The following is an 18417-nucleotide window of genomic DNA, read 5'->3' on the forward strand; positions in this document are numbered from 1 at the left end:
GGCAGGAAGGAAAGCGGGAATACCGGAACCGACCGGCACTGCAACTGCGCTCCAAATGATGGTACGGAGTTTAAAAATATGTTACGCCATATCAGTCACGGAAACAAAGATTATCACGGAGATTTTTATAAACAACTAAGAAATTTAACTTAAGTGAAAAACCGCTAAGCCTGTAAACCTGAACTTTGATCCACACATTAAAAAGAATATAATCATGACATCAACAAATCAATCTGCTTTGAGCCCTCAGGGTGGAGCATTACAAACAGCCCGGTTATTACAGAAACTATATTTTACACGTGCCGGTTTTTCCATTATCTGGGTAGTGCTGGTAGCTGTCCTGGCGAAAAGCAATACAGGCATTGCAACGGTGCTATTTATTATTTACCCTGCGTGGGATGCGCTTGCTACCTATTTCGATATCCAGGCAAATCCTGCTACCGATAAAACGCCGCAATATGTTAATGCAGTAATCAGTATTGCCACTACCTTAGGAGTAACACTTACCCTGCAGAAAGGTATACCCGAAGCATTAATTGTATTTGGGGTATGGGCGATATTAACAGGTTTAATCCAGCTTATTTTAGGTTTACGCCGCCGGAAACAATTGGGCGGACAATGGCCAATGATCATCAGCGGAGCACAATCAATGCTGGCAGGTGGTGCTTTTATTGCCATGGCGCATCAGCCGAACCAGGGCATTACCACATTGGCCGGTTATTCTGCTTTTGGTGCTTTTTATTTTTTGCTTACCGCTTTCAGGTTATCGAAAACAATTAAAACCGCAACGGTTAATGTTTAAGGTATTAGGGGTTGTAGTGTGAGCCTGGCAAAACTCAGGTGAACTAAGCTGGCTTAGGTGGTCAGAAAAAATAAAGCGTTAGCTATTTGATTTACCACCTTGGCTACTTGAGAACATCTAAACTCTTGCTAAATGTTCTTTCAATTACACATTCTACTTGCAAAGCCCCATCATTTAAGGAATATAAGAACATGTAAGCTTATATGATCCTTAAATGTCTCATATGGTATAAAAATAATGATTATTAAAACAGTTAAATCAATAAAAAGGCCATCATTACAATGATGGCCTTTTTCGCCTTTATGATCGACGTTTAATTACAAAAGCAAATAATTTACTAATGATAGTTAACAGTCAGTTCGATCTGGATACCTGCCAGTGCTTTAGAAATTATGCAATTTTCTTTTGCCAGGAAAGCCTGTTTTTCGAATTCTTCGGCTGATACGCCTTCTATTGCCGTAGCCTGAAGTTCGAGGTTGATCTGGCTGATGCCTCCCTTTGCCATATCCAATGTTACTACGGCATTGGTATTTAATTCGCCGGGTGTAAAACCCTGTTGCGATAAAGCATAAGCAATAGCCATAGTAAAACAGCCTGCATGTGCTGCGGCCAGCAATTCTTCGGGGTTTGATCCGATGCCATCTGCAAAACGGGTGTTAAAGGAATATTGTGTTTCGTTAAGTACACCGCTCTGGGTACTTAGGTGGCCAGCGCCCGACTTAAGGTCGCCATGCCAAAAAGCTTTCGCTGTTCTTTTCATGATGTTGAATTTTATAATCCAAAATTCTGCTTAAAGAACCGATGTTTTTTTCACCTAAGTTAAAACCTGAGAAATTAACGGTTTATCTGTTGATACGCTTTCTGATACGGCTTAATGATGGATTGGTGATGCCCAGAAATGAAGAGATATGATAAGCCGGAATACGCTCAACAATATTGGGATGCTCTTCCAGTAACCTGAGGAATCTTTGCTCGTGCGAGAAGAAAATAAACTCTTCGGTACGCGATTGTGCATAAGCAAAAAAGGTTTCGGCCAGTAACCTGCCAAACTTTCCCCAGTTCAGGTTTCTTTCGTATAAAGCATTTAAATCGCGGTAGGAAATAAAGATGATCTCCGAATCTTCCATGGCTTCGATAAAATACCAGCAGGGATTTCGGGAAATAAAACTCCTGAAAGAAACTACAAACTGGTTTTCCGAAAAAAAGAACAGGTTTTTTTCCTCACCACCTTCCGGATCGCGGTAAAAAATGCGGAATATCCCTTTTACCACCAAACCAAGATCGTTACATACCATGCTCTGCATATTAAAGTAATCGCCTTTCGCAATTTTCCGGGGTTTCCATAAAGGCAGGCTTTCTGTAATATCCTGATCGGTTAAAGAGGCAAAATTTTTAAGGTGTCGGGTTAATATTTCGTTTTTGTTGTCCATGGTGGGATATCGGTAATGATCAAAATTTATATCGCATTGTTCCAAAAACGATAAAACAGGTTAAAGTTCGGGATTAATGTACTGTGAAATTTTCACTTAAGTTAAAATTACGTTACAAGTTGGCATAAAACAAAAAAAGATGACCGGATAGATACCTGATCACCTTTTAATAATGTGTTTTTGCTAGAATTATTTTCTTATAATTCGTGTGTTAAGCTTACCTCCCGCCCTTTTAGCAAAGGAAGAACTTTAGTTACAACAATTTCCTGATAGTGTGCGCTGTTACGGTGTGCATTTAACGCTTCTTCGTCGCGATAAGCCTCGTTAAGTAACAGCATGTCCGGATCAGCATTATCCTGATAAACTTTGTAATATAAATTGCCTGCTTCGGCCCTGCTTTTTTCGGCAAGTTGGGGTAAATAGGCCAATACCTTATCGAGTTCTCCTACTGCTACCTGCCATTTGGCGAATACATGTATGCTTTGCTTTTTCATTTTTATTGATTGGATTAAAGAATGAATGAATAAATAATTGAATTAAAGAATGGGTAAATGATTGAATTAATGAATGAATAAATGATTGAATTAATGAATGATGTATGTCAATAATTAAGCGTTTGTGCTTTCTAACAAGGCTACAATCTTTTCACCTACCCCTTTTGCTGATGCGGGATTTTGTCCGGTAACGATGTTGCCATCAACAATGCTATTGGCCGACCATGGGGCTGCGGCATGGAAAATTGCACCCTGAGTGGTTAAGGCCGTTTGGAGATCGAAAGGAACATCTGCCCTGGCATAATTGTCTTCTTCTTCTGTGGTAAAGGAAGCGATATTTTTACCATTTACCAGATAAGAACCATCGTTTAATTTTACATTGAGCAATGAAACCGGACCATGACAAACGGCGCCAACTACGGCATTGCGTTCGTAAGCTGCGGCAATTACCTGTTTTAACAAAGGGGCTTCGGGCATATCAACCATTGGAGCCAATCCCCCGGGTATAAATATGGCATCGTAAGTGCCTACGTTTATCATTTCCAGCTTAGCAGCCTTTTGCATATCTGCCCAGCCTTTACCGGTTAAAAATTTAAGATTGTCGGGATCATCGGCCAGATTCAGGGCATCCAGGTATGGGGTATCGCCTGATAAACTGGCAAAATCGATCTGGTAACCTGCTTTTTCGAATTCGGCATAAGGATGTGCAACCTCAGGTAAAAAGGTACCTGTTCTTCTATTATGGCTACCGATAACATTTGCATTGGAAACGATGATTAAAACTTGCTTTTTCATAACCTTAATTTTTGTGATGTTTAAAATCTGTTGATTGTTGTTTTATTTACATCACAAAGTTGCACCAGGGGGCTATATCAAAAGGAGGAGCCAACGCACAAAAAAAGTGTGACCGGGATCACACTCTTACTGGTTTAGCCTGAATAAAGGCGGCTTAAGGTTTCGCGGCTTACACCGAGGTATTCGGCTATATATTTCTTTGGTATTTTTTGCATCAGGTGCGGATACAATTGCCCAAATTCCTCGTAACGTTGTTGTGGCGTACCCGAAAGCAATGAAATAATCCTGCGCTGCTGCGCAACATAACCATTGGTAAGTTTAACGCGGAAAAAATGTTCCATTTTATGGAGTTCGGCCGCTAAGGTTTCCCTGCCTTCAAGGGTGGTGCACAATACTTCGGCATCTGCCATACAAAGAATATGGAGGGTGGTGTTTTTCTGATAAAAGTAAGCCTGGTAATCGGTCATCCACCAGTTTGGACCGGCAAATTGTATAATGTACTCCTTCCCTTCTTCGTTGAGGTAGAACATCCTGAAAATACCCGATAATACCAGAAACTCGTACCTGGCCTGATCCCCTTCCTGCAACAGGTATTGGTTCTTTTTTATCCTGCGTAAGGTGAAAAAACTTTTAATGCGTTCGTATTCAGCGTCGGTAAGTTCAACAATTTCTTCAATGTGCTTTCTTAATCTGTCCATCGCCAATAAACTTACTAAAAATCTATATGATGGAGATCAATCGGCAATTATTTTAAGCCAATGCTGCAGTAGGATTGTAGCCGAACTGCTTTTTAAAAGCAAAAGAAAAATGCGACAGATTTTCGAAACCCACATCGAAATAAACGTCTGATGGTTTTTTCTTTTTTTCGGATATCAGGTAGTGCGCCAGTTGCAGGCGTTTATGGGTAAGCCACTTTTCGGGTGTGCTGTTAAATGCTTTTTTAAAGTCGCGTTTAAATGTGGTGAGGCTTCTGCCCGTTAGGTAACCAAATCTTGCTGCGGGCAGGTTAAACATGAAATTTTTCTCCATAAAATCCATCAGGTCTATTTTACCGGGTTCTTCAAGCTGACCCAACAACTGATCTGCATTATTATCAATAGCACGCAGTATCCTTATGGCTTCTTCAATTTTGAAGGTAGCAAGATCGGGCGGTAAAGCATCGGCTAGTTTAAAGTAAGGTGTTAAAGAGCTAAAAAGGCTTTCGAGTAGCGGATGATCGTCAAACTCTATTAAACCGGTGGTTGGAGATACAGGCACTTCAACCGGATTTGCCGTATAAAACTGGTGTAATATCTCTTTTCTGAATACAATTGATACCGCAATGCAGGGTTCGCCGTTTAGCGGTAATTTACTCATCCTGCCCAGCTGATTGCGGGGGAAAAGAATGGTATCGCCTGCATAGAAACTATAATTTTGGTCGGCAGCAGCTATTTTCACCTCACCGGATATTACCCTTACCAAAGCAGGATTTGGGAGGATCAGTTCGCGGCTATAATGCGCTTCTTTTTTGCAGGATATAAATATTTCCGGTACGTTGGTAGCGGTTAATGCTTCCATATGGTTGAAATTAATGAAATTTATCCTGATAATGACGGATGTCGATATTGTTCAGTAATTGTTTGTCCGTGCCGTTTTTAGCTATACAGATCAGGCAGTTGGCCAAAGTAGCCACATCTATACTGAATTTTTCCGAAAACAGATCGAGTATATTGGTGATGTACCTGGCAATGGTTGGTATAAGCGGTCGTTTGTAATGAGGCTCAGACGGTTTGATAAACGCCGGCCTGAACAGATAAACAGTATTGCCCAGCAAAGCCAAAGCCTTTTCGGTACGCCCCTTGATCCTGCCCTGTAACGAAATTCCTTTCTCTTCCTGACTGGCCGAGGCTCCACTTACAAAACAGAAACGCAGTTGCGGATTTAAGTCTAATAATTCCTTTGCGGCGTATAAAGCATAATCGTAGGTGATTTTAATGTATTCCGTTTCGCTAACTGCCGATTGCGGCACACCCAAACACCAGATACAGGCATCGGCTTTAAGGTGCCGGGCAACATCACTATAGTTTAAAAAATCTTTCAGGACCAGTTCTTTTAATTTGGGATGGTTAAAACCTGCGCTTCTCCGAACCAGCGATACCACTTCGGTGACTGTTGCATCGGCAAGTAGCTGTTTTAAAACCTCCTGACCTAAAAAGCCGGTTGCACCTGTAAGGATAACTTTCATAACGATTTTTTTAATGCTTGCCCCGCACCATGACCAAATAATGGCTAACTGACCTTAATTTAATAAAATTACTTCACAATTTTTAAACGGATCAGGCTTTCGGCAGTAGCTACAATTGCTTCTTCGGTTGTACGTGGCTTCCAGCCTAATAAATTTACCGCTTTTTCATTAGTGGTGTTCATCACAAGACCAAGAAACGGGATAACGGCTTTTGCTGTTGGATTTGTTAAAGCGGCAACCCTTACCAAAGTATTGGGTAACTCTTTGGTACTTATTTTTTCTCCCAATGTGCCTACATGCTTTTTAAGTATTTTGGCCACTTCTACCATCCAGATACTTTCGCCTGCGGTGGCAATAAAACGCTGTCCGTTAGCAGCGGGATCTGTCATAGCCCTTAAATGAAGATCGGCAACATCGCGTACATCAACATAAGACGAGTTTACTTTCGGACTTCCGGCCATTTTGCCTTCTAATATGTTCTGCAGAAAGTGGATGGAGTGCGAATAATCTGCACTTAACACGGGACCCAAAACGCCAACTGGATTGATTACTGAAAGTTCTAACCCTGCGCCTTCCTTTTCGATAAAGTTCCATGCTGCCCGTTCGGCCAGTGTTTTCGATTTTTGATAGGCAGGAACATTACCAGTGGTATCTGTCCAGTCTTCTTCGGTAAAGGGCTTTGTTTGTGGTTTGTGGCCATAAACAATTGCACCAACTGCCGAGGTAAGCACTACACGTTTAACGCCGGCATCGCGTGCGGCACGTAATACGTGGAGTACGCCTTCGCGGGCAGGGATGATCATTTCATCCTCATGTTTATAAACGTTTATCGGGGTTGGCGAAGCCACGTGTAAAATATACGTACAGCCACTTACTGCTTCGCTCCAATTGGTATCGGAGCCTAGTTCTGCTGCTATAAACGATAAGCGGTCGCCGGCCTCAACACCGCCTTCGCGCAACATGGCCCTTACTTCGGCTTCGCGGCCAAGCGATCTGAGGGTGGTTCTCACCCTATAACCTGCATTTAATAATTGTAATATGCAATGTACTGCGATAAAACCAGAACCTCCGGTTACCAGTACCAATTTTTCGTTATTCGAATCTGTTGTCATCTGATTAATGATTTGATACAACAAATATCGATCGAATATTTTTTCGCTACTTTGTTTAAAAGACCGATTTCACTTTGTTTAAAGGTCGCGGTTCAGAAGGTATTTTGTCTAATATTTAACGTTCTATCAGCAACATTTCATCCTGAAGATCGAAAGTTATCCTTTTTCCCAGCCAGTTGATCCACATAATACCATCGTAAATTAAACCATCTACAAATTGTACCGGAAAATCTTTGGTAGTTATACTGGCTTCATTTTGAGCGGCAATGCTGTTTAAACGTGTGGCATAAATATTCGAAACAAACTTTTCATCGATTTCACTCTTTCTCTGTACTTTTTTCACTTTGGTGCTGTCTGTAACATCTACATCTAGCGCTTTAAGGTATTTAGGGTTAAGCCTGTAAACATCTTTTCCGGCACCTGCATCGAGCGAAATCTGTAAATTCAGTTTATCGTTAATTTTGAAATAAGAAAAAATGGTTAATGATTTTCCTCGCGACTGTTCCAATTGAATGGGAAGTTTTTTAGCGGTTTTTTTGATTGTGGCCAACGAAGCAGGTGATTCGATCCGCAGTACTTTTTTCTCAAAATCGATGGTAAAAGGTTTTGCTTCCAAAAACTTTAAGGATATAATCCCATCTACACCGCCAAAATCTGCATCCACATAACTGATTTCTTCTTCAGCCTTTTTAAAATTGCCCATTTCGAAATCCGGAACGTGATAAAGGTCTATATCAATACGTTCTCCAGTAGCCCTGAAAGCAGTATAACCGCCATCTTCTTTTTTGGTATGTTTAAGCTGATCGAAAAACTTTCTAGTAAAAACAGTTAAGCCCGCGCCGGTATCAAAAATGAAGCTCCCCTGCACCTGATCTACCCTGGCCTTAACCAGAATGTGCCCTGAAGGTAAAAGTTCGAAAGGGATTTCGTTTTTATTGGTCGATTGCGAGAAACTGATGAAAGGTAATAACGCAAACAGGCAGATGAAGTAGGTTTTCATTGTTTAAACAGGTATAATGGTTTTGGATTTGATGGTGTAATGTTGCTTACAATATTATAGACTTTTTTGCTTTAAACATACTTTTATGTTTTAATAAAACTGATGGGTTTATATCAATTATCTTTTGAGCGGATATACATTTTGCCCCCTAATTAGATCAGTTTACCCCCCATCCGTGTGCACGCATAGGCTTAATTTTGATATCAATAACTCCCTAGATTGTGTTGCTTATGCGTTTGTTTGTTTTTACCCTGGTTATTAGTTTAATGTTTTTAAACGTTAAGTCTTCCTATGCATCCAACGATTATCCTGCCGGATGTGTGATACAGTATAACGGCGGAACCCGTGTATACACTGATTATAAGTTTACAGATGATGATTTGTGCAGGCACTATTCTTTATCGGTTGATTATGTGATCGGAAATCTGCCCCAGCAGGTATCCATATCCTATACTACGCCTTACAAAGGTACCTGCATTGTTGATGGTGCCACAAAAGGAACTAATGTAATTATCAGTGAGCTCGAAGAACCGGGCAGTGCAGACAACAACCGGTCGGCTACTGTTTTAAATATTATCCTTTTAAGCGTGGTATTGGGTTCTTTTGCCTTAAGATTTTACTTTCTTGGGTAGGCATTTTAAAAGTATACTAACCAATACCAAACAGCCAATATCGGCGGCCAAACCGTAATGAAAAGCAAGTTGTGTACTTTTGGTATGTTCTGTAATATAGTAAAACAATCCACCGATAATACAGATACCCAAAGCCGATGCCGTTTGTTGTACCGTTGAATAAATACCGGCAGCAGCTCCCGCAAATTCGGCTGGCATTTTCCGTAGTGTAACATTAAGTAAAGAAGGTAAAACCAAACCGTTCCCTAAACCATAAAGTGCCTGAAGTACAAATAAAGTGATACCCCCTATGCCGCTTTTAAAATAGAAAATCTGCAGACCAAAGGTTAAAACAATAATAGCAATCCCGATCTGCATTACCGGTGTGCCGTATTTGGGTACCAGTTTGGCAGCCGCAATTGAAGTGAAGGTGAACAATAAACCCGGTGCAACAAAATATAAACCCGAAACCAATGGACTTAAACCAAGCCCGTTCTGTAGAAAAACTGCACTCATTAACAGGTAGCAGGTATGCATCATAAAATGGAACAGTACAGCCAATAAACCGATATTAAAATCACGGAAACCAAATAGCGCTTCATCAATTAAAGGGCTTTTACCCATCGCTTTCTTTTTACGCTGATTGAAGAAAAAGAAAGCAAATATTAAGGCCGATAATGCCAGCAGGGCAAAACTCCACCACGGCCAACCCGATTCGCGCCCCTGGATAAGCGGATAAATGAGGCTGAACAAGGCCAGTGTTAATATGGCTACACCTGTAATATCCATTTTTGTTTTTTGGTGCCTTACCGTTTCGGGGAGATACCGGTGTGCTGCCCATAATGATACCAGGCCAATGGGTAAATTAACAAGAAAAATTAACCTCCAGCCTGCTACAAAGAAATGTCCTCCGGAAAAGTAACCGCCCAAAACCTGCCCGATGATGGAGGCCAATCCCAACGAAATACCAAACCAGCCTATCGCTTTCGATCGCTCAGATGGGTCGGTAAATAACACCTGTATAAAAGCAATGGCCTGTGGAACCATAAATGCGGCACTAATGCCCTGTAAAAAACGTACAATATTTAGTTGGGTAGCCGTTTGGGAAATGCCACATAAACAGGAGAATATGGTAAAACCCACCATGCCCCAAAAGAAAATGGATTTCCTCCCGTAATGATCTCCCATCCTGCCACCGGTAATTAAAAATGAGGCATACCCCAAAAGATAGCCTGCAATTACCAGTTGTATCTGTGCATCGCTGGCATGTACACCGGTTTTTATCGAAGGTATGGCCACATTGATAATAAATACATCGATAACCGATAACAATGGAGCGGTTAATACGATTAAAAGCGCCAGCCATGGCGAAACTGTTTTGCTCATATTAATTGACTGATAAGAAGATTTGCTTTTTCAAGATCATTTGTGTTGTGGTAAATGGCTGTACCTACCAATCCGCCATCACTTAGTAGCACCACCATATCAGTTAGGGCCTCGTTAGAAAGGATCTGCCGGTGACCAGATGCGGCCACAACTTTGGCAACATAATCGTGCATTTTCTGTTTAAGTATTCTGATGTGTTGGCGCAACTCATCATCTCCTGCTTCGAGGCCTGCATTAGCTTTTAACAGGGCGCAGCCGCTTAAGCCTCTCTTTTTTTGATTGGTTATCCGATAATCGATCAATCCGGTAATACGTGCTTTTGGATCGGTAATTTTGGCCAGATAAGCATCGGCTCCTACAAACCAATCGTTTACAAAACGATCGAGGTAAGCGGCCAGCAGTTCGGCTTTAGAACTGAAATGATAATAAAATGAGCCCCGGGCTATAGCTGCCTCTTCTATAATCTGGTTAATTCCGGTTTGCTTGTAACCCTGTTCGTAAAATAAGCGCCCGGCTGTATCCAAAAGCCGTTGCCTGAGGTTGTTTTCTTTCACATGGCGAAAATACAGGTTTAGACAGACCAGTCTAAATTAAATTTGAAATATTAGAATACTTTAACAAACCGATATGTGGCCAAGAACAAAAAAGTACCTGGGGTTAATCCAGGCACTTTTATTCCAACTTTCGACCTTATTTATTTAGGCAGGCTTGTCATAAATTTTAAAATTTCGCTGCCAATTTCTTTCGCATGGGTTTCTAATGCAAAGTGGCCTGTGTTATAAAGTATCACCTTAGCATCTGGAATGTCCCTTTTGTAAGCTTCGGCACCCGGAGGCAGGAAGAAAGGATCTTTATTTCCCCACACTGCAAGTAACTTAGGTTTGCGGGTTCTGAAATACTCCTGGAATTTCGGATATAACGCCACATTGGTTTTATAATCTTTTAAAAGGTCCAGTTGTATCTCCGTAGATTCCGGACGGTCTAAAAAATATTGATCTAATGTATAAGATTCGGGCGCAATTAATGTGGTATCGGTAACGCCTGTAAAATATTGAAACTTTGTTCCTTCCGCGGTAAAAATGTCTTTCAATGCATTCCTGTTTTCCTGTGTATCGTTCTCCCAGTATTTTTGGATCGGATTCCAGCCCGAACTTAAACCTTCTACATAAGCATTACCATTCTGGGTGATAATACCGGTAATTTTCTCCGGATTGGCAAGCGCTAAGCGGAAACCCGTTGGCGCGCCATAGTCGAAAACATAAATTGCAAACCTTTTAAGTGCTAAACCATCTATAAACGATTGCATGGTTTTTGCCAGATTATCAAAAGTGTAGGCAAATTTGGTCCTGTCTGGTGCGTCCGAATAACCAAATCCCGGCAAGTCTGGTGCAATAACATGGTATTTTTCCATTAAAATCGGAATCAGCTCACGGAACATGTGTGATGAGGTTGGATAACCATGCAACAATAATATCGTTGGCGCCCCTGCCGGACCTGCTTCACGGTAAAAGATACTTTGACCATTAGCAGTTATTTTGCGGTAATGGATAGACTGGGCATTATCTGCCTGGGTTTTAGTGTTGTTTTTTAACTGTGCCATGATGTTTGAATTTGTGAATAAACCGCTCACTATCAGCAAAGCGGCAAATGTTAATTTTTTCATTTTCCTTTTTTTTATCAAAAGTAGATGCTACATTTGATCGTTCAAAATGATTTATATCGATTATAATTATCATAAAATACGATTTATGAATACCAACGATCTTAATTTATTCGAGGCAGTAGCCCACCATGGCAGTTTTACAAGGGCTGCAGAAACGATGTTTACCGTACAGTCTAATGTTACTGCGAGGATCAAAAATCTGGAAGAGGAATTTGGCGCAGCATTATTTACGCGAAGTAACCGTAAAGTAGAACTTACTGCTGCCGGCGAAACCCTGATCCGTTATAGCAAACAGTTAAACCACTTAATAGATGAGGCGAAACGGGCCGTTGGAAAAAGTGAAGTAGTTAAGGGGCAGATCAAAATAGGTGCATTGGAAACGATGATGACGATTAAAGGTCCTGACCTGATTAACGAACTGGCGCATAAATTCCCTTATGTTGATCTCGAATTTAAATCGGCCATGCGTTCGGCACTGATCAGCGATGTAATGAATTACAGGTTGGATGCGGCATTTGTACCCGCCCCTCTGGATATCCCTGAACTGGAGCAGATTAAGGTAAAAGATGAAGAAATTGTGGCTGTAGTACCAGCTGACTGTAAAAACCTGGATGATCTGTTAAAACGTAATCCGTTAAAGGCGATTGTTTTTGATCAGGGCTGCGTTTTTAGGGCAAGACTCGAATCGTGGTTAGTGAGTAAAAATATTTCCCAGTACCATAAAACGGTAATGAACTCAATTGAAGGGGTTGTAAACTTTATCGAATCGGGGATTGGTTTTAGTTTTTTACCAAAAGAAATTATTACTTCATTTTATACTAACAGGAAGATTAAAACTTTCCCTATCCCAAAAGAACTGGGTATGATGAGAACACTTTTAGTTTACCGGAAAGACGTGCCACCCTCGCCTGCTTTAAAAGCTTTTATCAGTCTTTATGATGAGCATGTTGCAGGTGTGCATGGCGCAATCCCGGCTGTAGCGGAGGGTGTTAGCTAGGGAAAGCATATTTATATTTTTTGTTTCCTGCAGATTACGCGGATACAGCAGATTTGTAAGTTTACGCTCCCCTCCAGGCGTCATCTCGATCCCGAAGATTGGGGAAGAGATCTACCTAGGAAAGTATATCTTTTTGTTTCCCGCAGATTACGGAGATGGCGCAGATTTGTAGGTTTACGCTCCCCTCCAGGCGTCATCTCGATCCCGAAGATTCGGGAAGAGATCTATCTAGGGAAAGCATATTTATATTTTTTGTTTCCCGCAGATTACGCGGATGCCGCAGATTTTTATGCTTGTTTTTCTCTATCCTAGCGTCATCTCGATCCCGAAGATTTGGGAAGAGATCTATTGTGCTAGAATTCTCAGGTCATTGCAATTTTAACTAAATTAAATCCTTATCAAGAGCGTTTAATTCATGCTCCTAAATTCTACCGGGGTTTTTCCGGTTTTCTGTTTGAAGAGTTTGTTGAAATATTGGGGATATTCAAAGCCCAATCTGTAGGCTATTTCTGCTATTGAACCATCACTGTTTAAAAGCATATTTTTAGCTTCTTCAATCAAATAAAAGTGGATATGATCCTGTGTGTTTTTTCCTGTTTCTTTTTTAAGCAGATCGCTTAAATAACTTGGCGATAAGTGCACCTGTTCTGCCAGGAATTTTACCGAGGGCAAGCCCTGTTCTGTAAACTGGTTATTTTTAAAATATCCGCTTAGTATTTTTTCTATCTGCACCACCACCGAGTTATTGGAGTTTTTACGGGTAATAAACTGCCTGCCGTAAAAGCGTGAGCAATAATTTAAAAGCAGTTCGATGGTAGAAACAATAATTGCCTGACTGTGCGCGTCGATATTCTCCTGTAGTTCGGTATCAATTTTTGTTATGGTTTCATATAGGATCTGTTTTTCCTTTTCTGAAAGATGGAGCGATTCAGACATTTCATAAGAAAAGAAACTGTAATCATTCATCTTCTCGTTCAATGAAGTTGCCCTGATCAGATCCGGATGGAAAAATAGGCCCCATCCCATCATTTGGGGCGATTCTTCCACGTCATTGTCCAGTTCGAGGATTTGCGAAGGTGCCATACAGATTAAACTTCCATCCTGAAAATCGATGAGTTTGCGTCCATATTTGATGTTGTTCCTGTTGTAATTTTTGAAAATCAGGGTATAAAAATCTGCCGAGATCCTCGTTTCACCATTGATCTGTTCGTTTACTTTGCTAAAATCTACTACAGCAATGAGCGGATGATGAATGGTTTGATCCAGCTGAAAAAACTTAAATACGTCCGAAACAGTCTGCAAATGGATAAATAAACTCATAATGCTTAATCGTAATGGTAAATATGGTGTTTTTTTGGGGAAATAGCGGAGAATAACATGATCGTGATGGTATTCTCCGCTATGGAAATTATTGGGAAGAAATAAAAATTAAAGTCCAAACTGTGCTTTCATTGCACCTATAAATGTTTGGTCATCGGCTTGTTCGCGGTTCGAAATGATCACCTTGGCGTCCTCTCCTGCTGCATACCTTAATCGATCGGTACCATCAGTAGCCGCCTCATAAATTACTTCAGCAACCACGCTGGCAGGCGATGCATGTTCGAATAAGGCAGGCAGAGCAGTCATCACCTTACAAACCATGGCCTGGTATTCGGTATGGCTTTCATTATTGCTAAAATCGAAAGAGCGGCCTGCAAAATCAGTAGCAATAGCACCTGGTTCTACGATTTTTACTTTGCCGCCAAATTGTTCCACCTCAAAACTAAGCGATTCGGAAATACCTTCTACAGCGAATTTGGTTCCATGGTACAAACTGCCCAAAGGGAAAGTCATTTTGCCACCGATAGATGAAATATTGATGATGGTTCCATTTTTATTAGTGCGGAAATGTGGCAGCAGTGCTTTGGTCACATCTAACAGTCCGATTACGTTGGTGTTAAACTGGCGGATGATGTTTTCCCTCGGATAAGATTCTAAAGTGCCGTAAGCCCCATAACCGGCATTGTTGAGCAACACATCAATTTTTCCAAATTTCCGGATACCTTCATTTACTGCCCTTTCAATCGAAGCCAGATCCAGCACATCGAGTTGGGTTACCAGTACATTGTTTAATGAAGCCAGTTCTGCCCCATTTTGCGTATTTCTCATGGTAGCAATTACGTTCCAGCCTTTTGATTGAAATAATTTGGCAGTTGCAGCGCCAATACCTGTGCTTGCGCCTGTAATTAAAATTGTTTTGTCCATCTTTTTAAATTTTTAAATGATGGTGTAAAGGTCTGCAGCAACGGCCATCCCTAAATAATACTAATTCGGGGATGTTGTATGCTTTTTACGGATTTTGAATCAGACACCACAATATTGATCTTGTGCTAATGATTTTAAAGAAATTTGCGGTTTTTGGGCAGAGAATTGCTAATTTTCGGCCAAATACCCATCTTAATGACACAACAGGTTTATACACGTAAAGCATTTTTTATTATAGCGCTGATCATAAGTTGCCTATCCGCTTCAGCGCAAACAAAAAAACAAAAAGAAATTGCTGTAGCTAAACCTTTTGTGCTTGGTGTGGTACGCGAAATACAATCAAAAGAATTAGCCGAGAAAAGAATTTTGAACATATACCTCCCCGAGGGTTATAAACAGAACGATACAACCAGGTATCCAGTAATTTACCTGCTGGATGGCTCTGCTGACGAAGATTTTATCCATGTGGTTGGGCTTGTGCAGTTTAATAGTTTCGAATGGATAAACCAGGTGCCGAAATCGATTGTGGTTGGGATTGCAACGGTAGATCGCAGAAGGGATTTTACTTTTCCTACCACCATTGAAGCAGACAAAAAAAGGTTTCCTACCACGGGGCAATCCGATCGGTTTATGGCATTTATCGGTAATGAATTACAACCCTTTATTGAAAAACAGTATAAAACAAACGGTAGTAAAACCATCATCGGCCAATCGTTAGGCGGTTTGCTGATTACCGAAATGTTGTTTAAAAAACCTTCGTTATTTAATAACTACGTAATTGTTAGCCCCAGTTTATGGTGGAACAATGGTTCGTTGCTAAACGAAAAACCAAAAATTGCAGAAAGCAGTTTTGACCAGCCAACACAGGTTTATATCGCCGTAGGTAAAGAAGGACTTACCCCTACTGAAATACCCAGGGTAATGGAAGTGGATGCCAATCTTTTGGCCGAAAAAATTAAGGAAACGAAGAATAAAAATATAAAGTTGTATTTTGATTATTTACCGCGGGAGAATCATGCAACTATTTTGCATCAGGCCGTTTCCAATTCGTTTAGGTTTTTGTATCCGGTAACTGCAAAAGAGTAATTATTAGTCTATTTTCAGTTCTAAATGAATATCCTCAGGTTCTTCTGCGAATAGCTCCTGATCTAATTCGGTTACCGGTACTGCTCCCCTTTTTAAATAAAAATCGACGGTATTTTTGGTCGGTGTGGCAGAAATATACAATCTATCTGCCCCAAAATTTTTGGCGGCCAGTTTACAGGCATCTACCATCTGGCTGGCAATCCCTTTTCCCTGGTAATTGTTGCTCACATAAAGAATATCCATTTTACAATAGTGTTGCAGTAAACCTCTTTTTTTATTTTCGACTGAAGCCACAGCGATCAGTTTTTCATCATCAAAAGCTCCAAATACCTTTCCGCTGGTTTCTAAGAGCTTACGCTGCCGGCTAATAATGGTTTCTAACTCATTTTCTTCAAAGCCTGCAACGCTTTCATGGTGTGGTACGAGTTTTAGCTGATGATCAGAAAATCGATAAAGCTCAAAAATTTCCTCTGAGCGATCGATTTCGCTGATGCGGTTTAGTTCCGTTTTTTCGAGGTTTCTGATGGTTATCATATTCGGTTAATATATTTGTTTAGCATTTTTAGGAAGCTGTTTAACATGCTGTAAATATTCAGTAATGTATTGTTGTTCTGTTAACGGATATGATAAACCGAGCTGTTCGGCAACATTGTTAGCCACTTTTTGAAAGAGTTTGACCGTTAAGAATAAGGCATTCCATAATTCAGGAAGTTCGGCATTGCGATAGGTTTCTATAAGCTCGTTGTACAGATCTGATTCAAGATATTGTTTATAATACTTTCCGTATTTGCCAGGGTTTACCAAAAACTGATACCGGAATCCAATATGCCAATCAATCATCTGTATCAGGGCATCGTGGATAACATGATGGAAGAGTTGCCTGGCGTATATGCTTTGTTCGCGCCAGATACTTTTTGCTAAGCCGACACTGGTATACCAAAATTCGTTGCAGCAATCGTAAAATGCCCTGGCTGTGGGTTTATTTACCAGGTAACTATGTTCACTCGCTGGTAACAGTGATTTTAAACCAATTGTATCATCTTTATCCAGTAATAGTTTACACAAACTATCTTCAAGAAAACGGTGCAAATTGCTTATTGGAACCAAAATCAGGTCAAGCCTGTTTCCGTCCATAAACTGCATTAAATAAGAAAATGCTCCTTCCATTTCGGGCGAGGGCGGATAAAGCTCCATATCTTCCGGCATTTGCAGGATCATCCGGTCTCCGAAAACATCAATCCAGCTATGGTCTTTAAGAAAAACTTCCAGATTTTTAACTGCATAAATGATGTCATAATCCTGAAAAATATCTTGCTCTACATTTGGATTTGCCCTCGAACCATTGAGTAAAACCGCCCTTATTTCCGGATTATGATTTGCCACATCCATAATCAATTGCATCATTTGCTGTTCATTTCTGGTTTTAATCATATCTTTTTTTCTCTGCTCTAATTTAGTTTTTTTTTGATGCATTTAGGTTTTAATACAGTTTTAAACGTTGTATATGGTTAAATTACAGTGTTTTATCAATTTTTATTAAAAGTCATTCCACCTAAAAAATCACTAAAATTTTTTATTTCAAATAAATAAACGTTAATTAGACGATTATTTATTGTTATGAGCACAGCAAACTATGTAATCGGTGTAGATTACGGGACGGATTCTGTCCGGTCCGTTTTGGTCGACACCGCTAACGGAAAGGAAATTTCCGCTTCCGTTTTTCTTTATCCACGATGGCAGAAAGGCCTATATTGCAAACCTGCTGTTAACCAGTTCAGGCAGCATCCATTAGATTATATTGAGGGTTTAACCCATACCATAAAAGATTGCCTTGCAAAAGCTGGAGGTGAAGAAATTGCACATTTGGTGAAAGGTATTTCGGTTGATACAACCGGCTCCAGTCCTGTAGCGGTTGATGCGAGTGGAACGCCTTTGGCCTTAACGCCTGGTTTTGAAGAGAATCCAAACGCTATGTTTGTGCTTTGGAAAGATCATACCGCTGTTAAAGAAGCGGCCGAGATTAACGAACATGCCACTAAATTTCCGGTAAACTATCTAAAATATGTGGGTGGGATTTATTCTTCTGAATGGTTCTGGTCTAAGCTGTTACGTATTTTAAGGATCGATACTGCTGTTAAAAACAGTACGGCATCGTGGGTAGAACATTGCGACTGGATCCCTTTTTTACTCTGTGGAGGAAACAACATTAAAGACATGAAACGGAGCCGCTGCGCTGCCGGACATAAAGCACTTTGGGCAGAGGAGTTTAATGGCTTACCGCCTGAAGATTTTTTTAGCAGTCTGGATCCGCTTTTAACAGGTTTTAGGGAAAAATTATTTACAGATAGCTATACTTCTGATATTTCTGCCGGTACGTTGAGTGAAGAATGGGCCACAAAATTGGGTTTAAATACCAGTGTGGTTATTGGTGTAGGTGCATTTGATGCACACATGGGAGCCGTTGGCGGTCAGATAGAACCTTATTACCTGAGTAAGGTAATGGGCACTAGTACCTGCGATATCCTGGTGGCCCCTAATGAAGATTTACATGGAAAACTGATCAATGGTATCTG

At 40.6% G+C, this 18417-nt stretch carries 20 protein-coding genes and 1 pseudogene; 5 read left to right on the plus strand and 16 right to left on the minus strand.

Annotation, left to right across the window (positions count from 1 at the left end):
- Nucleotides 1-214: 214 nt before the first annotated feature.
- Nucleotides 215-802: a DUF308 domain-containing protein gene (locus B2V92_RS00885; RefSeq protein ID WP_293303983.1), complete on the plus strand. Its 588-nt coding sequence runs from the start codon at nucleotides 215-217 to the stop codon at nucleotides 800-802.
- Nucleotides 803-1139: 337 nt separating this feature from the next.
- On the opposite strand, the gene B2V92_RS00890 is transcribed toward B2V92_RS00885, so the two are convergent.
- The 9 genes from B2V92_RS00890 to B2V92_RS00930 form a co-directional block, all read right to left on the minus strand.
- Nucleotides 1140-1562, minus strand: a complete 423-nt coding sequence (locus B2V92_RS00890) for an OsmC family peroxiredoxin (RefSeq protein ID WP_293303985.1) — start codon at nucleotides 1560-1562, stop codon at nucleotides 1140-1142.
- A gap of 82 nt (nucleotides 1563-1644) precedes the next feature.
- A complete protein-coding gene (locus tag B2V92_RS00895; protein WP_293303987.1) occupies nucleotides 1645-2232 on the minus strand; it encodes a Crp/Fnr family transcriptional regulator in 588 nt (195 codons plus the stop codon).
- 197 nt (nucleotides 2233-2429) lie between these two features.
- Nucleotides 2430-2726 carry a putative quinol monooxygenase gene (locus B2V92_RS00900; RefSeq protein WP_293303989.1) on the minus strand — a complete coding sequence of 99 codons (297 nt, stop codon included), beginning with the start codon at nucleotides 2724-2726 and terminating at the stop codon, nucleotides 2430-2432.
- A gap of 114 nt (nucleotides 2727-2840) precedes the next feature.
- On the minus strand, nucleotides 2841-3521 hold the full coding sequence (locus B2V92_RS00905) for a type 1 glutamine amidotransferase domain-containing protein (RefSeq protein ID WP_293303991.1): 681 nt from the start codon (nucleotides 3519-3521) through the stop codon (nucleotides 2841-2843).
- Between the two features lie 134 nt (nucleotides 3522-3655).
- Nucleotides 3656-4219 (minus strand): Crp/Fnr family transcriptional regulator, encoded by a 564-nt coding sequence (locus B2V92_RS00910; protein ID WP_293303993.1) that lies wholly within the window; start codon nucleotides 4217-4219, stop codon nucleotides 3656-3658.
- 52 nt (nucleotides 4220-4271) lie between these two features.
- The gene (locus B2V92_RS00915; RefSeq protein WP_293303994.1) at nucleotides 4272-5078 is read right to left on the minus strand and encodes a helix-turn-helix domain-containing protein; all 807 of its coding nucleotides are present in this window, start codon (nucleotides 5076-5078) and stop codon (nucleotides 4272-4274) included.
- Between the two features lie 10 nt (nucleotides 5079-5088).
- Entirely contained in the window at nucleotides 5089-5745 is a 657-nt protein-coding gene (locus tag B2V92_RS00920; protein WP_293303995.1) for an NAD-dependent epimerase/dehydratase family protein, read from the minus strand.
- 68 nt (nucleotides 5746-5813) lie between these two features.
- A complete protein-coding gene (locus tag B2V92_RS00925) occupies nucleotides 5814-6857 on the minus strand; it encodes an SDR family oxidoreductase (protein WP_293303997.1) in 1044 nt (347 codons plus the stop codon).
- A gap of 115 nt (nucleotides 6858-6972) precedes the next feature.
- A complete protein-coding gene (locus B2V92_RS00930; RefSeq protein ID WP_293303999.1) occupies nucleotides 6973-7857 on the minus strand; it encodes a retropepsin-like aspartic protease in 885 nt (294 codons plus the stop codon).
- Nucleotides 7858-8177: 320 nt separating this feature from the next.
- On the opposite strand from B2V92_RS00930, the gene B2V92_RS00935 reads away from it, so the two are divergent.
- On the plus strand, nucleotides 8178-8489 hold the full coding sequence (locus B2V92_RS00935; protein WP_293304000.1) for a hypothetical protein: 312 nt from the start codon (nucleotides 8178-8180) through the stop codon (nucleotides 8487-8489).
- On the opposite strand, the gene B2V92_RS00940 is transcribed toward B2V92_RS00935, so the two are convergent.
- The 3 genes from B2V92_RS00940 to B2V92_RS00950 form a co-directional block, all read right to left on the minus strand.
- The gene (locus B2V92_RS00940) at nucleotides 8466-9854 is read right to left on the minus strand and encodes an MFS transporter (RefSeq protein WP_293304002.1); all 1389 of its coding nucleotides are present in this window, start codon (nucleotides 9852-9854) and stop codon (nucleotides 8466-8468) included. The two genes, B2V92_RS00935 and B2V92_RS00940, sit on opposite strands and share 24 nt — an antisense overlap.
- Nucleotides 9851-10408: a TetR/AcrR family transcriptional regulator gene (locus B2V92_RS00945; protein WP_293304004.1), complete on the minus strand. Its 558-nt coding sequence runs from the start codon at nucleotides 10406-10408 to the stop codon at nucleotides 9851-9853. The genes B2V92_RS00940 and B2V92_RS00945 overlap by 4 nt, the downstream gene beginning before the upstream one ends.
- A gap of 140 nt (nucleotides 10409-10548) precedes the next feature.
- On the minus strand, nucleotides 10549-11517 hold the full coding sequence (locus B2V92_RS00950) for an alpha/beta fold hydrolase (RefSeq protein ID WP_293304006.1): 969 nt from the start codon (nucleotides 11515-11517) through the stop codon (nucleotides 10549-10551).
- 85 nt (nucleotides 11518-11602) lie between these two features.
- Between B2V92_RS00950 and B2V92_RS00955 the strand changes: the two genes are divergently transcribed.
- A complete protein-coding gene (locus tag B2V92_RS00955; protein WP_293304007.1) occupies nucleotides 11603-12514 on the plus strand; it encodes a LysR family transcriptional regulator in 912 nt (303 codons plus the stop codon).
- Between the two features lie 408 nt (nucleotides 12515-12922).
- On the opposite strand, the gene B2V92_RS00960 is transcribed toward B2V92_RS00955, so the two are convergent.
- Together B2V92_RS00960 and B2V92_RS00965 are read right to left on the minus strand one after the other, a co-directional pair.
- Nucleotides 12923-13834 (minus strand): helix-turn-helix domain-containing protein, encoded by a 912-nt coding sequence (locus tag B2V92_RS00960; RefSeq protein WP_293304008.1) that lies wholly within the window; start codon nucleotides 13832-13834, stop codon nucleotides 12923-12925.
- 108 nt (nucleotides 13835-13942) lie between these two features.
- Nucleotides 13943-14758, minus strand: a complete 816-nt coding sequence (locus B2V92_RS00965) for an SDR family oxidoreductase (RefSeq protein WP_293304010.1) — start codon at nucleotides 14756-14758, stop codon at nucleotides 13943-13945.
- Between the two features lie 195 nt (nucleotides 14759-14953).
- Between B2V92_RS00965 and B2V92_RS00970 the strand changes: the two genes are divergently transcribed.
- Nucleotides 14954-15844 carry an alpha/beta hydrolase gene (locus tag B2V92_RS00970; protein ID WP_293304011.1) on the plus strand — a complete coding sequence of 297 codons (891 nt, stop codon included), beginning with the start codon at nucleotides 14954-14956 and terminating at the stop codon, nucleotides 15842-15844.
- Nucleotides 15845-15847: 3 nt separating this feature from the next.
- Here B2V92_RS00970 and B2V92_RS00975 read toward each other — a convergent pair whose 3' ends face one another.
- A complete protein-coding gene (locus B2V92_RS00975) occupies nucleotides 15848-16378 on the minus strand; it encodes a GNAT family N-acetyltransferase (RefSeq protein ID WP_293304012.1) in 531 nt (176 codons plus the stop codon).
- A 6-nt stretch (nucleotides 16379-16384) separates the two neighbouring features.
- Nucleotides 16385-17275, minus strand: coding sequence for an aminoglycoside 6-adenylyltransferase (locus tag B2V92_RS00980; protein WP_293304014.1), 891 nt, complete (start codon nucleotides 17273-17275; stop codon nucleotides 16385-16387).
- Nucleotides 17276-17461: 186 nt separating this feature from the next.
- Here B2V92_RS00980 and B2V92_RS00985 point away from each other — a divergent pair.
- A pseudogene (locus B2V92_RS00985) lies at nucleotides 17462-18417 on the plus strand (ribulokinase); the annotation flags it as partial.

Source organism: Pedobacter sp. UBA5917, assembly GCF_002432345.1.
Classification (GTDB): Bacteria; Bacteroidota; Bacteroidia; order Sphingobacteriales; family Sphingobacteriaceae; genus Pedobacter.

Excerpts from the sequence above, each read along its gene's own strand:
- B2V92_RS00930 (WP_293303999.1), bottom strand. The coding sequence starts at position 7,857 with ATGAAAACCTACTTCATCTGCCTGTTTGCGTTATTACCTTTCATCAGT.
- B2V92_RS00940 (WP_293304002.1), bottom strand. The coding sequence starts at position 9,854 with ATGAGCAAAACAGTTTCGCCATGGCTGGCGCTTTTAATCGTATTAACC.
- B2V92_RS00895 (WP_293303987.1), bottom strand. The coding sequence starts at position 2,232 with ATGGACAACAAAAACGAAATATTAACCCGACACCTTAAAAATTTTGCC.
- B2V92_RS00950 (WP_293304006.1), bottom strand. The coding sequence starts at position 11,517 with ATGAAAAAATTAACATTTGCCGCTTTGCTGATAGTGAGCGGTTTATTC.
- B2V92_RS00970 (WP_293304011.1), top strand. The coding sequence starts at position 14,954 with ATGACACAACAGGTTTATACACGTAAAGCATTTTTTATTATAGCGCTG.
- B2V92_RS00980 (WP_293304014.1), bottom strand. The coding sequence starts at position 17,275 with ATGATTAAAACCAGAAATGAACAGCAAATGATGCAATTGATTATGGAT.
- B2V92_RS00915 (WP_293303994.1), bottom strand. The coding sequence starts at position 5,078 with ATGGAAGCATTAACCGCTACCAACGTACCGGAAATATTTATATCCTGC.
- B2V92_RS00925 (WP_293303997.1), bottom strand. The coding sequence starts at position 6,857 with ATGACAACAGATTCGAATAACGAAAAATTGGTACTGGTAACCGGAGGT.
- B2V92_RS00910 (WP_293303993.1), bottom strand. The coding sequence starts at position 4,219 with ATGGACAGATTAAGAAAGCACATTGAAGAAATTGTTGAACTTACCGAC.
- B2V92_RS00890 (WP_293303985.1), bottom strand. The coding sequence starts at position 1,562 with ATGAAAAGAACAGCGAAAGCTTTTTGGCATGGCGACCTTAAGTCGGGC.
- B2V92_RS00900 (WP_293303989.1), bottom strand. The coding sequence starts at position 2,726 with ATGAAAAAGCAAAGCATACATGTATTCGCCAAATGGCAGGTAGCAGTA.
- B2V92_RS00975 (WP_293304012.1), bottom strand. The coding sequence starts at position 16,378 with ATGATAACCATCAGAAACCTCGAAAAAACGGAACTAAACCGCATCAGC.
- B2V92_RS00920 (WP_293303995.1), bottom strand. The coding sequence starts at position 5,745 with ATGAAAGTTATCCTTACAGGTGCAACCGGCTTTTTAGGTCAGGAGGTT.
- B2V92_RS00960 (WP_293304008.1), bottom strand. The coding sequence starts at position 13,834 with ATGAGTTTATTTATCCATTTGCAGACTGTTTCGGACGTATTTAAGTTT.
- B2V92_RS00965 (WP_293304010.1), bottom strand. The coding sequence starts at position 14,758 with ATGGACAAAACAATTTTAATTACAGGCGCAAGCACAGGTATTGGCGCT.
- B2V92_RS00905 (WP_293303991.1), bottom strand. The coding sequence starts at position 3,521 with ATGAAAAAGCAAGTTTTAATCATCGTTTCCAATGCAAATGTTATCGGT.
- B2V92_RS00885 (WP_293303983.1), top strand. The coding sequence starts at position 215 with ATGACATCAACAAATCAATCTGCTTTGAGCCCTCAGGGTGGAGCATTA.
- B2V92_RS00955 (WP_293304007.1), top strand. The coding sequence starts at position 11,603 with ATGAATACCAACGATCTTAATTTATTCGAGGCAGTAGCCCACCATGGC.